The sequence below is a fragment of the Mesonia sp. K7 genome, assembly GCF_003233725.1.
Classification (GTDB): Bacteria; Bacteroidota; Bacteroidia; order Flavobacteriales; family Flavobacteriaceae; genus Mesonia.
Genome location: NZ_QKQV01000015.1, coordinates 40312 through 53637 on the forward strand (window position 1 = coordinate 40312; position 13326 = coordinate 53637).

Sequence of the window (13326 nt, forward strand, 5' to 3'; positions counted from 1 at the left end):
ATAAATATAAGGTTTTAAAAGTGTTTACAAATTTGCTCTCAAGGCTTTTTTAAGCGCGTCTATTTTAGTAAGGCACTCTTCGTATTCGTTTACTGGAACAGAAAGGCTGGTAATTGCTCCACCAACTGAACATGAAGTGTATTTGGTAATGGAATTATACAAAATGGTGCGAATCACTACATTAAAATCAAAATCGGAATCGGGCGTAAAGTAACCAATGCTTCCGCTGTAAAGACCACGCTTGGTTTCTTCTAACTTCTCGATGATCTTCATCGCCGAAATTTTGGGAGCTCCAGTCATACTTCCCATCGGAAAAGTAGTTTTAAGCACATCGACGGCTGAAAATTCTTCTTTTAAGCGTGAACTCACTGTTGAAATGAGTTGATGCACTTGTTTAAAACTGTGCAAACCGCATAATTCTTCTACTTCTACACTTCCTTTTTGCGCTGTACGCGAAAGATCGTTACGCACCAAATCGACAATCATTACATTTTCTGATATTTCTTTGGCATCGTTTTGTAATTTTTCCGCAAGTGCTAAATCTTTTTGTTTGTCGACAAGCCTTTTTGCTGTTCCTTTGATGGGCTGCGAAATGATTTTATCACCTTCTTTCTGCAAATACCTTTCTGGGCTGGCACATAAAGCATACTTTTTGTCTAATTTGAGAAAAGACGCAAAAGGCGGTGTTGAAATTTCGTTTAAACGAAAATAGCTTTCTAAAGGATTGATTTTGGTGTTTTCGAGGTAAAACTCTTGGCAAAAATTGGCTTCATAAATATCTCCTCTTTGGATGTGATTTTTCATCACTTCTACTTTTTGTAAGTAGTCTTTTTTTGAAATACGAGATTTTAGCTTTGGGTGAACTAGCTTTTTTGGAGTTTTGTAGGTTTGCTTTTTTATTTTCTCAAAATCAGTCTCAATTTCATCGTCTACCATTTTTAAATAATGAAACTTAATTTTGTCGTCTTGTAAAAATATAAGTTTCTGTGGTTGAAAAAAGTAGAGGTCAGGAAAATTAATTCCGTCGTAATTGTTTGATGAAAGCTGCTCGGTGTCTTCTTTGAGGTCGTAGGTAAGATAACCAAAAATCCAATCTTTTGTTGTGCTTTGATATTCGTGTAATTTCGCGAAAGCGTTTTCAACATCAGTTTTTATTGCTGTAAAAGCACTTACCGCAAGAATAGCTTCATATTTTTTTTTGGAGTAATAATCGTTAGAATCTAACCAAACCACCTCGTCAAACTGTTGTGCCCAAGTGAGCAACTGCTGTTTGATGGTTGGGTTAGACGCTAACGCATAGTTTTTTTTTACTCTCAATTACGATTCTATTTCGTTTAAAAAGTTAGATAGGGTATCTCGTATGCCTAAATGCAAGGTTTCATCAGTCACGGTTTGATTTTCTCTGTCGAAATTGTCATTAAACGAAGGAAAGCTAAAACTTGCCACGATTTCGCCACCATACCTTGGAACGGCCATTTCTGAATATTCCAAAGATCTTTTTCCGCCACCTTGTCCTGTAGATGTACTCATGAGCAATACTTTTTTACCTTCAAGAAATTTACGGTCGACACGCGAACACCAATCTAAAATGTTTTTATAAAAAGCAGATGGACCTCCGTTATGTTCATTCACCGAAATCAACAAAGCATCGTATTGTTGTATTTTATCGATGAGTTTTTTTGTGTTTTCAGGCTGACCTTCTCGCTGTTCTAAATCGTGATCATAAAGTGGCACTTCATAATCGGTTAATCGAATGATATCAACATGATGATTAATAACCTGATTAGCAACAAAGCTCACCAACTCATGGTTGATCGAAACACTACTATTTGATCCAGCGTAAGCTAAAATATTCTTCATCTTAAATATGAATTGGAATATTATCGGTTGCTGCCAATGCAGCTTCTTTTACAGCTTCTGCATAAGTTGGGTGTGCGTGACTCATTCTCGAAATATCTTCGGCACTTGCTCTATATTCCATCGCAACGACAGCTTCAGCAATTAAATCGGCAACTCTAGCTCCAACCATATGAATACCTAAAACTTCGTCTGTGTTTTTATCGGCTAGAATTTTTACAAAACCATCGATATCACCACTTGCTCGCGAACGCCCTAAAGCTCTCATTGGGAACTGCCCAGATTTATACTCTACTTTTGCTTCTTTCAGTTGCTCTTCGGTTTTACCCACAGAAGCAACTTCTGGCCAAGTATAAACCACACCAGGAATAAGGTTATAATTGATGTGCGGTTTTTGACCGGCAATGGTTTCTGCTACCAAAACACCTTCTTCAGATGCTTTGTGTGCCAACATGGCTCCTTTAACAACGTCGCCTATCGCATAGATATTTTCGACATTGGTTTGTAAATGCTCGTTGACTTCTACTTGGCCTCTGTCGTTAAGTTTTACACCTGCAGCATCAGCGTTTAAACCTTCTGTGTAAGGTTTTCTACCTACTGCCACTAAACAATAATCACCTTTAAACTCTACTTCCTTACCTTTTTTGTCTTCTGCTTTGATGATAACTTCTTTACCTGTATTTTCTACCGAAGTAACTTTATGTGATACGGCAAGATTCATTTTTTTCTTTTTGAAAACTTTAGTTAACTCTTTACTTTGAGCACCATCCATCGTTGGAAGAATTCTATCCATATACTCAATTACCGTTACTTCTGCTCCTAATCGTTGGTATACTTGCCCTAATTCCAGACCGATTACGCCACCACCAATCACCAAAAGATGTTTAGGCACTTCTTTTAGTTTTAAGGCTTCGGTAGAAGTAATGATTCTTTCTTTATCGATTTCGATAAATGGCAATGAAGCAGGTTTACTTCCTGTGGCAATAATGGTGTGTTTTGCCTCGATTGTTTCTGATTTTCCTTCCGCGGAAGTGATATTAATCTCGGTCTTGCTTTTAAAAGAACCCACACCTTCGTAGGTATCGATTTTGTTTTTACTCATTAAAAACTCAATACCTTTGGTAGTTTGCTCGACTACAGATGCTTTACGCTCAATCATTTTTTTGAGGTTGACTTTAACGTCGCCCGAAATTTCAATCCCGTGTTCTTCAAAATGGTGAATTGCATCTTCGTAATGGTGTGAAGAATCTAACAGTGCTTTTGAAGGAATACAACCTACATTAAGGCAAGTTCCGCCCATGGTGCTATATTTTTCTATAATAGCTGTTTTTAAGCCAAGTTGTGCACAACGAATAGCGGCCACGTAACCACCTGGTCCTGAACCAATCACTGCAACGTCGTAAGTATTCATAAGGTAAATGTATTTTTTATATTTTGTAAAACGATTACAAAAATACGATATCTCTTGCAATGCACAAGTACGGAACGATAAAGGATTGTTAAAAACTTATCGGTTTTATTCGGAATCATCTTTTTGATAACTTCCATTCGCTTATTTAACAAATTATCACTACAATCATTTGATATTCGCTATAAAAACAAGATATTTAGAACCTCAAAAATTTAATCATAACTCAATGAAACATAAACCAGCAGATAAAATACAAGATTTACAATACTTTGGAGAGTTTGGCGGCGTAAACCCATCAATTTCAGATTCAAGCACTTACACCTTTCTTTCAGCAAAAACGATGTTTGACACCTTTGAAGGAAACACTGAAGGTTGTTATTTATACTCGAGGCATTCGAGCCCAAGTAATTTATATTTAGGTCAAGCGCTTGCCGCCATGGAAAATACCGAGGCCGCAGCAGTTACCGCCAGCGGAATGGGTGCGATTACGCCTGTAATTTTACAACTATGCGATGCTGGCGAACATATTGTAACCAGCAGGACCATTTACGGAGGAACTTATGCATTTATGAAAAATTTCCTTCCGAAACTAAACATTAGCACTTCGTTTGTCGATATCACCAACCTCGAAGCTGTGGAAGCAGCCATTACCGATAAGACCAAGATTTTATACTGCGAAGCGGTTAGCAATCCGCTTTTGGAGGTAGCCGATTTAAAAGCCCTTTCCGCTTTATCGAAAAAGCACAACTTAAAATTGGTGGTCGACAACACTTTTACCCCACTTTCGGTTACACCAAGAGATTTTGGTGCCGATGTGGTGATTCACTCGCTTACCAAATTTATCAACGGAAGCAGCGATACCGTTGGTGGTGTAATTTGCGCTGATGCGGAATTTATTAACGCTCTCAAAGACGTAAACGATGGAGCTTGTATGTTACTTGGCTCTACGATGGATAGTATGCGTGCAGCTTCTATTCTTAAAAACTTGAGAACCCTTCATATTCGCATCAAAAAGCACAGTGAAAACGCTAATCATTTAGCCCAAAAGTTTGAGGAATTAGGTTTACGCGTTTGTTATCCTGGCTTAAACTCTCACAAAGGAAAAGACATTTTTAAAGATTATATGAACGAAGAATACGGTTTTGGCGGAATGCTCACCGTAGATGTAGGTTCACTTGCCAAAGCCAACGAAGTGATGGAATTGATGCAGGAAAGAAATTTAGGTTACCTTGCGGTGAGCCTCGGTTTTTACAAAACCTTATTCAGTGCTCCAGGAACTTCAACTTCGTCTGAAATCTCAGAAGAAGAACAAGCAGAAATGGGCTTAACCGATGGCTTGATTCGTTTCTCTATTGGTCTTGATAACGACATCAGCCGCACTTTTGAAGCCATGAAACAATGCATGCAAGACGTTGGTGTTTTGTAAAATTTAAAAGAAAAGCATGAGTAAAAATTCTCTTTCACCGCACCCCGAAAACGAGCATATTTCAGAAAACAAAGATTTAAATATGTTAGAAGCTTTAATTCCTATCATCATTCTGATGGGACTTTTGGCTTACAATATCTTTTTTGCCGACGGGGTTTGGTTGGGAGATTATTCCAATCAATATATTTTACTTCTTGGTGGATTAACCGCATTGATTGTAGGTCTTTATAATAAAACTTCTTTGATAACTATGTTCGCTGAAGTAAAGGAAAACCTCAACAGTGTCTTTATACCGATTATGATTTTATTTTTGGTAGGAGCTCTTGCCGGAACTTGGTTGGTGAGCGGTGTTATTCCGGCAATGGTATATTATGGACTTCAAGTCCTTAATCCTACCATATTCTTACCAGCCTCTGTAATTATTACTGCTATTATTTCTATTGCCACAGGTAGCTCTTGGACGACTTCTGCAACGGTTGGGATTGCTTTAATTGGTATTGGAAGTGCCTTAGGAATTCCCGTAGGCATGATTGCTGGAGCCGTGATTTCCGGGGCTTATTTTGGTGATAAAATGTCTCCGTTGAGTGACACCACCAATCTCGCTCCAGCGATGGCAGGAACAGATTTGTTTACACACATTCGCTACATGATGTTTACCACTGTTCCTACTTTTACGATTACGCTTATAGTCTTCGGGATTTTAAGTGCAACCATCGACATTAGCGGAAATACTGATCTCAGTAACCTTCTGCAAACTATTGATAAAACCTTTCATATTACACCTTGGTTATTTGCAGTACCCCTTTGTGTCATTGCCCTTATTCTCTTAAAAACGAAGCCTCTTATTGCGCTTGGAAGCGGAATTATACTTGCAATTATTTTTGCTTTCATTCTTCAGTCAAACATTTTATTGCAAATATCCGAAACAGAAGTAACCGCTATTTTAAACGCTATTTTTACCGATACACAAATCAGTACCGATGTTGCCGCATTAAACGAACTCTTTTCAGCAGGCGGAATGCAAGGCATGTTATGGACCATATTTCTTATTATCTGCGCCATGATTTTTGGTGGAATTATGGATGGCATTGGCGCTTTAGCAAAAATCACAAAAGCTTTGTTGTCTTTAGCTTCTTCTATTTTCGGACTTTTTGCTAGCACAGTTATCAGTTGTCTTGGTTTAAACGTGGTCGCTTCCGACCAATATTTGGCAATTGTGATTCCCGGAAAAATGTTTAAAAAAGCTTATGAAGATAAAGGCTTGGCTCCCGAAAACCTATCGAGAACCCTTGAAGATTCCGGTACGGTAACTTCGGTTTTAATTCCTTGGAATACCTGCGGAGCTTACCAAAGTGGTGTGCTTGGCGTGAGCGTAGCAGACTATTTTGTGTATGCGATATTCAATTGGTTAAGTCCTTTTATGACCTTGATTTATGCAGCTTTCAAGATAAAAATTAGAATGATCAGTCAAAATCTTAAAAATTCATGAAACTAGATATATTGGGCATTGGTGCTCATCCAGACGACGTTGAACTAGGCTGTGGCGGAACACTCGCCAAAGAGATTAGTCGTGGTAAAAAAGTAGGTATTTTAGATTTAACCCGAGGCGAATTAGGAACGCGTGGCTCAGCAGAAATAAGAGACCAAGAAGCGAATACTGCAGCGGGAATTCTCGGGGTTAAAATGAGAATGAATTTAGAGTTTAGCGACGGTTTTTTTATCAATAATGCCTCGCATCAATTAGAAATTATAAAAGTATTACGAAAATACAGGCCTACAATCGTATTGTGTAATGCTGTTCACGACCGACATATCGATCACGGAAAAGGAGCAAAACTCACAGCCGATGCTTGTTTTTTGAGTGGTTTAAGAAAAATAGAGACGACTTACGAAGGCAATAAACAAGAAGCCTGGCGACCCAAACAAGTCTTGCATTACATACAATGGTACGATCTCGAACCAGACATCATTGTTGATATTTCTGGTTTTATGGATAAAAAATTGGCTTCTGTAAAAGCCTATGCTTCGCAATTTTATAAAGAAAATACTGATGAACCCAGTACGCCTATTTCGAGCAACAACTTTTTAGAAAGTGTAACTTATCGTGCACAGAACCTGGGAAGACTTATCGGAACCGATGCTGCCGAAGGCTTTACTACTGGACGATGTCCTGCAGTTGATTCTGTTTTTGACTTAATTTAAGCAAGATTTTTCTTTGTAATATCTAAATAAAAAATTAAATTTGCATCCGATTTACAAATGGTGGTTGTAGCTCAGTTGGTTAGAGCGCCTGATTGTGGTTCAGGAGGTCGTCGGTTCGAGACCGATCTTCCACCCTTTTCAAACCTCGTCTTTATGACGGGGTTTTTTTGTACAAAAAAGCCGCCTGTTTCCAGGCGACTTTTTTAATCAACTAACTATAGAACTCATCCTAACTTTTTCTGTTTCCTAAAAATAAATAGTTATAACAATTTATTATTCAAACAATTATAAAATTTCAATCATTCGTTTTGTTTGTTCTTTTGCTTCTTCTTTTTTAGGAATTTCTATTTTCAAAACTCCATTTTCATAAGCTGCCGTTATTTTTTGGCTATCGACCATATCCGGTAAGCTAAATGCTCTCTTAAAAGTGTGGTAGTTAAACTCTTTTCTGGTGTAGTTTGACTTTTCTTCTACTTTTTCATCTTTCGCTTCCGCGGAAATGGTTAACACATCTTTTTCTAATTCGATGTGGAAATCTTCTTTGTTTTTACCCGGTGCAGCCACTTCTACTTTAAAACTGTTTTCATTTTCAGAAATGTTTACCGCAGGTATGGTTACACCAATGTTATTGACGGTTGAGGTTCCGCCAAGCCAATCTGTTTTAAACATATCGTCAAAAATAGATGGCAACCAATTGTCTGTTCTTTTTACTAAACTCATAACTTTATGTTTTTATGTTGTTTTTATGTTTCGCACATTCAAATAAACAAATTGGATACCAATAGATTTAAAAGGATTTTTTAAGACATTTTGGCATATATTTTATTTAATTTAATGTCATTTTGTCTTGAAACAGAGGTTAAAGAATGGTTAAAGCGATAATTGTAAATGAAAATATTTATAAATTAGAAACACTAATCCAATTTTAATGAAATCCTTTTTTAATAAACTCCTTAGTTTCTTTAATACCATAGAAGGGAAAATAGCATTTTATCCTGCTCTATTTGCTTTTGGCGGTCTCATTCTTGCAATTATTTCGCTTTCACTGGAAGCTACTGGAATATCGAAATGGCTCACTTCTTTGCATACCGCTTTTGAGATTGATAATGGCGACACCGCAAGAACTATTTTAAGTTACCTTACTGCTGGTTTGATCTCTATCATGGTTTTTAGTTTTTCGATGGTGATGGTCTTGCTTAACCAGGCATCCTCCAATTATTCACCACGCGTTTTACCAGGGCTCATCTCCAATAAAAGCCATCAATACGTTTTGGGAGTGTACCTAGGCACAATTATCTACAATATTTTTATCACCATTTCCATTAAATCTAATGAAGGAAATGGAAACCATTTACCTAGTTTTTCCATCTTGATCACAGTACTACTAACCATTTTATGTTTGTGCGCTTTTATTTATTTCATCCATTCTATTTCGCAATCTATACAAGTAAACAATATACTTCATAGCGAATACCGGAAAGCAAAAGAAAGGTTAAAGGAGATTATCGACATACAAAAACAAAAGCCTACGCAAGAATTTCCCGATACCCAAGATTGGGAAGTTCACAAAAGTAACCGCACCGGTTATTATCAAAACCTATCGTTAAACAATCTGTTGGAAATCTGTACGGAGGAAAATATCCTATTGCACATTGTACCGATAAAAGGAAGTTTTATCACGGAAAATGCTCCTCTTTTTAAAACAAATAGAAAAGTCGGCAAGGTTGTCGCAAAAAAGATAGCAGACAATTTTAATTTTGCCGATGGTGAATTTGTAGAAGACAATTATGCCTTAGGTATTAAACACATTACCGAGATAGGTATTCGCGCGATTTCCCCTGCCGTTAATGATCCGTCAACAACTATTACCACCATCAATTTCCTAACGGATTTGTTTGCGCTACGCTTACAAAAAGAAGAGCTGGAAATAGTGCTCAATAAAAAAAATGAACCTAAACTACTGCTTACCAGTATACCTTTTGACGAATTGCTCTATCAAGTAATGTTGCCTTACCGAACATACTGTAAACAGGATTTTAGCTGTATTCAGAAACTATTTTTTATGTTACATTTTCTCTTAAAACAAAAAACAAGTAATCCCACTTACTACGAGCCGATTTACAAAGAGATAAAAAACCTGTATGAAGACACGAAACAAAGCCTTCTAAATAGCGAAGACCTCAAACGATTAGATCAGCTTTATCATGCCGTAAACCCAAGTTAATAATATTTATTAAATTTGAACCTTTGCTTAAATTCTTAGTCAAAGATATAAGCCGTTCTTAAAAGGATGTTTTCAGCCTTTTTTTCACCACAAGAAAACAAATAACATGCAAGAAGACTTAAGTACCGTAAAAAAGCTTTTCAGCGAAAGCGATATACAGTCACTCAACAAAAAATACAAACCCCTTACTGTAAAACAAAGAATAAAACAGCTTTATCAGGATTTTGATGTAGAAGAGATTATGCTCACCAGTTCGTTTGCAGCGACTTCTGTTTTTTTGTTAAAACTTTTTTCAGGTATCAACCAGAAACAACCTATTTATTTTATCGACACCGGTTATCATTTTGAGGAAACCCTTCGATATAAAAAACAAATTACCGAAAGATTTGGATTAAACGTAAAATCGGTAAGGGCGATAAAAGAAGAGCACAACTTTACCACTTTTGATGAAACATGGCGAAAAAACCCAGATTTCTGCTGTTCCATCAATAAAGTAAAACCGCTTGAAGCCATCAAGGAGAATTACAACGTCTGGATTTCCGGCTTGATGGAGTGGCAAAGTGATCATCGCTCTACACTGGATATTTTTGAAATGCGCGGTGATATTCTAAAATTTTACCCACTTCTGGATGTCACCAAAGAACAGCGTGATTCCTATATCGAAAAGCACAACTTACCATTCCACCCGTTGGTCGCAAAAGGCTATCAGTCGATTGGTTGTACCCATTGTACTGTTCCTGGTGAAGACCGTTCCGGAAGATGGAACAACAACCCAAAAACCGAATGTGGGTTGCATTTGTAAGAAAATTTAATTCATCAAAAAAGCCTGCAAAATTTGCAGGCTTTTTTGATTTTATTTCGCTTTAGCTTAAGCTAAAACTTTCTGAACCTTATCGGCTGCTTCTTTAAACTCGACAGCACTTTCTACATTCAGGCCACTATTGTCAATCATTTCTTTAGCCACATCTGCGTTGGTACCTTGTAATCTTACGATAATAGGTACTTTTATCTCGTCGCCCATATTTTTATAAGCATCGATAATACCTTGTGCCACACGGTCACAACGTACAATTCCTCCAAAAATATTTACTAAAATTGCTTCTACATTCGGGTCTCTCAAAATCAAACGGAAAGCCTCTTCTACTCTTTTGGCATCAGCTGTACCACCAACATCTAAGAAGTTGGCTGGTTCACCACCTGCAAATTTAATTAAATCCATCGTTGCCATCGCCAAACCTGCTCCGTTTACCATACAACCTACGTTTCCGTCAAGATCGACATAGCTCAAACCTGCTTTTTTAGCTTCCACTTCTGTTGGGTTTTCTTCTCTTTCGTCACGCATTGCCTCATAATCTTTATGACGAAATAAGGCATTGTCGTCTAAAGTTACTTTGGCATCTACTGCCATAATTTTATCATCACTAGTCTTTAAAACCGGATTGATTTCGAACAAAGAAGAATCTGATTTTACATAAGCAGTATATAATGCGGTAACGAACTTGGTCATTTCTTTAAAAGCATTCCCTGAAAGACCTAAGTTAAAAGCTACTTTTCTTGCTTGAAAAGGCAACAAACCTAAAGCGGGATCTACCTCTTCGGTAAAAATTAAATGTGGTGTTTCTTCTGCTACTGTTTCGATATCCATACCTCCTTCGGTAGAATACATAATCATATTTTTACCTGTCGCCCTGTTTAACAAAACAGACATGTAAAATTCGTTTGGCTCACTATCTCCAGGATAGTAAACATCTTCTGCAATTAAAACCTGGTGAACTTTTTTTCCTTCAGCGCTAGTTTGTGGCGTGACCAATTGCATCCCGATGATATCGTCAGCAATTTGCTCTACCTCCTTCAGGTTTTTAGCTAATTTTACTCCACCACCTTTTCCTCGACCACCAGCGTGAACTTGAGCCTTAACCACGTGCCAACCTGTTCCTGTTTCTTCGGTAAGTTTTTTAGCAGCATCTACTGCTTCTTGAGGAGTTGAAGCAACAATACCGCGTTGTATTCTTACGCCAAAACTATTTAATATTTCTTTTCCTTGATATTCGTGTAAATTCATAATCAGGTTTTTCTTGATATTTTATTATGGATGACAAAAGTAACAAATGAAACGATTAGTAGCAATATTTTTATTTATGAATGTGTAGAAGATTGTTTTTTAGCCAAACGTTCTTGTTTTAACGCTATTTTCTTTTTGATTTCTTCTGGCCAATGGGTATTATCTTCAGCTTCTAAAATGGTAAGCTTTTGATTTTCTTTTTCTTCTAATAATTCTTCTGGTCTTACCCCTAAAACTTTTGCTGCGGTATTTACCCCCGAATGAGCTGCACCTACAACACCGTGAGCAACAATGCTTGCTCCTGTAAGGTAAAGGTTCTTGATTTCGGTTTTAGGCCTAAAAGAAAACGGACCAATTTGTTTTAAAATCTTTTCGGTTCCGTAAATATTACCTTCTGTTGTATTGATATAATATTTGTTTGTCAATGGAGTTCCCAATTCTTGGTGCACGATATGATTTTTAATTCCAGGAAATTCTTTTTCTAGTGACACCATAAAAATACTTATCAGCTTTTCTTTGAAAGCAAAGTAAGCCTCACCCCTATCTTTATCTAGACCTTCGAAAGCTTTAAAATGCTCATAACTGACCAAAGTTACGACTTCAAAATTATGATGTTTCCCATCGAAACTTGTTGGATCTTTTAGTGTCGTACAGCTAATAAATATTCCTGGGAATTCCTCTAGTTCGGTAAGCGGTTTCTCCAAGTCATTAGTCAGTGCTTTGGTAATATCCGCTTTAGCGAAACGCCAAATATTACCACTGTGCATTCCATATTTTTTCAAGTCGCAATCTACCGTCAAAAAAAGAATGAGCGAAGTCAAAGAGTAACTTGTTTTAGATAGTTTTTTACACAAGCGTTTACTGATGTGGTTTTTTCCAACCAACTTCAAAAATGTGGTGTTTGGATCGGCATTACTAATAATGGTTTTAGCAAAAATTTTATCTCCATTTACTAATTTTACTCCAGCAGCGTTTTTATTCTCAACAAGAATCTTTTCAACTTTAGTTGAAGTTTTAATTTCACCTCCAAGTTGTTTTAATCTTTTCGTTTTGGCTTTTACCAGAGCTGCTCCGCCACCCATCGGATAAAAACCGCCGTATTCGTAATGTCCCATCAACACACAATGAAAAGGGAAAGGGATTTTATTAGGAGGACTTGCGTGATCACCACATTGCACATAGAAAATCTGCTGCAAAATAGGGTCTTTAATAAACTTCTTTACCACTCTCTCTAAACTCGACAAGCCATATTTACCCATTTCTTTGGTTCGGAAAGGCACAGTCACAAAATCCCAAAAAGTTTTTAGTTTAGGAATGAGCAGTACTTGATGATTTACTTTTTTTATTAAATCAAATAGCTTTATAATTCCTTTTTCTTCATTAGGAAATAATTTTATTAGTTTGTGCCTGAATACCTGATAAGAATTTGGAATTCCGAACTTAAAACTTCCTATGTGACAACGCTCATAGGCTTCGGGATGCATTCTAAAAAAAGTTAGATCGTTAGCAATTCCCAAATCTTTGTATAATTGATTACTTGATTGCCCTTCGTCCAGAAGTCCAACATAATGTAAACCTGGACTATGTCTTTGACCATCAATATAAAAGCTATGACACCAACCACCAGGCACTTCATGTTGCTCAAGAACCAATACTTTTTTTCCTTTTTCTGCTAAGCAAATAGCACTCGCTAAACCTCCTGCTCCAGAACCAATAATTATAACATCGTACACGCTAATAATTTTGGGAAAAGATACGAGAATAAATTATTTTTTTTAATAGATTTTATTTAATAATAACCAAAAAACCCCACTCAATCGAGTGGGGTTTTGTCTATCTAAATTATCAAATTATTGGTTATCGCTTCAGAGTGATGTTGTCCACCAGTTCCTTTCTCACCAATTGTCCGGTGTTTACATCCAGTTCCTGGTATTCCACCTTGAACCAGTAGTCGCCACTTGGCATCTGCGTGCCGTTGTAGCTTCCATCCCATCCTTCTCCCATAGGGCTGATCTGCTTCAGGAGCTTGCCGTACCTGTCGAAGATATAGATCTTCGCCGAGGGATCGCTCTCCGCCAGTCCGTAGATGTTCCAGGTGTCGTTGTAGCCATCGTTGTTCGGAGTGAAGAACGCCGGGTAGTCCA

Annotated in this window: 12 protein-coding genes and 1 tRNA gene; 6 read left to right on the forward strand and 7 right to left on the reverse strand. The window is 37.3% G+C overall.

Annotation, left to right across the window (positions count from 1 at the left end):
* Positions 1-24: 24 nt before the first annotated feature.
* Genes DNG35_RS10580 through lpdA form a run of 3 tightly spaced genes read right to left on the reverse strand, consistent with a single transcriptional unit; the run spans position 25 to position 3268 of the window.
* Positions 25-1317: an anthranilate synthase component I family protein gene (locus DNG35_RS10580; RefSeq protein WP_111128949.1), complete on the reverse strand. Its 1293-nt coding sequence runs from the start codon at positions 1315-1317 to the stop codon at positions 25-27.
* The gene (locus DNG35_RS10585) at positions 1318-1860 is read right to left on the reverse strand and encodes an NADPH-dependent FMN reductase (protein WP_111128951.1); all 543 of its coding nucleotides are present in this window, start codon (positions 1858-1860) and stop codon (positions 1318-1320) included.
* Between the two features lies 1 nt (position 1861).
* Positions 1862-3268, reverse strand: coding sequence for a dihydrolipoyl dehydrogenase (gene lpdA, locus DNG35_RS10590; protein ID WP_111128953.1), 1407 nt, complete (start codon positions 3266-3268; stop codon positions 1862-1864).
* Positions 3269-3494: 226 nt separating this feature from the next.
* Between lpdA and DNG35_RS10595 the strand changes: the two genes are divergently transcribed.
* From DNG35_RS10595 to DNG35_RS10610, 4 genes are all read left to right on the forward strand, one after another.
* On the forward strand, positions 3495-4694 hold the full coding sequence (locus DNG35_RS10595) for an aminotransferase class I/II-fold pyridoxal phosphate-dependent enzyme (protein ID WP_111128954.1): 1200 nt from the start codon (positions 3495-3497) through the stop codon (positions 4692-4694).
* 16 nt (positions 4695-4710) lie between these two features.
* The gene (gene nhaC / locus DNG35_RS10600; RefSeq protein ID WP_111128956.1) at positions 4711-6183 is read left to right on the forward strand and encodes a Na+/H+ antiporter NhaC; all 1473 of its coding nucleotides are present in this window, start codon (positions 4711-4713) and stop codon (positions 6181-6183) included.
* On the forward strand, positions 6180-6896 hold the full coding sequence (bshB1, locus tag DNG35_RS10605; protein WP_111128958.1) for a bacillithiol biosynthesis deacetylase BshB1: 717 nt from the start codon (positions 6180-6182) through the stop codon (positions 6894-6896). The genes nhaC and bshB1 overlap by 4 nt, the downstream gene beginning before the upstream one ends.
* A gap of 59 nt (positions 6897-6955) precedes the next feature.
* Positions 6956-7031 (forward strand) — tRNA-His (locus tag DNG35_RS10610).
* A 150-nt stretch (positions 7032-7181) separates the two neighbouring features.
* On the opposite strand, the gene DNG35_RS10615 is transcribed toward DNG35_RS10610, so the two are convergent.
* Positions 7182-7616, reverse strand: coding sequence for an Hsp20/alpha crystallin family protein (locus tag DNG35_RS10615; RefSeq protein ID WP_111128960.1), 435 nt, complete (start codon positions 7614-7616; stop codon positions 7182-7184).
* Between the two features lie 208 nt (positions 7617-7824).
* Between DNG35_RS10615 and DNG35_RS10620 the strand changes: the two genes are divergently transcribed.
* A complete protein-coding gene (locus DNG35_RS10620) occupies positions 7825-9120 on the forward strand; it encodes a DUF2254 domain-containing protein (RefSeq protein WP_111128962.1) in 1296 nt (431 codons plus the stop codon).
* 106 nt (positions 9121-9226) lie between these two features.
* Entirely contained in the window at positions 9227-9922 is a 696-nt protein-coding gene (locus DNG35_RS10625) for a phosphoadenylyl-sulfate reductase (RefSeq protein ID WP_111128964.1), read from the forward strand.
* A 66-nt stretch (positions 9923-9988) separates the two neighbouring features.
* Here DNG35_RS10625 and sucC read toward each other — a convergent pair whose 3' ends face one another.
* The 3 genes from sucC to DNG35_RS10640 all read right to left on the reverse strand — a co-directional run.
* On the reverse strand, positions 9989-11182 hold the full coding sequence (sucC, locus tag DNG35_RS10630; RefSeq protein ID WP_111128966.1) for an ADP-forming succinate--CoA ligase subunit beta: 1194 nt from the start codon (positions 11180-11182) through the stop codon (positions 9989-9991).
* Between the two features lie 74 nt (positions 11183-11256).
* Positions 11257-12915 (reverse strand): NAD(P)/FAD-dependent oxidoreductase, encoded by a 1659-nt coding sequence (locus DNG35_RS10635; RefSeq protein WP_233494483.1) that lies wholly within the window; start codon positions 12913-12915, stop codon positions 11257-11259.
* 124 nt (positions 12916-13039) lie between these two features.
* Positions 13040-13326: T9SS type B sorting domain-containing protein (locus DNG35_RS10640; protein WP_146228867.1), on the reverse strand; the 287-nt coding region annotated here is incomplete at its 5' end.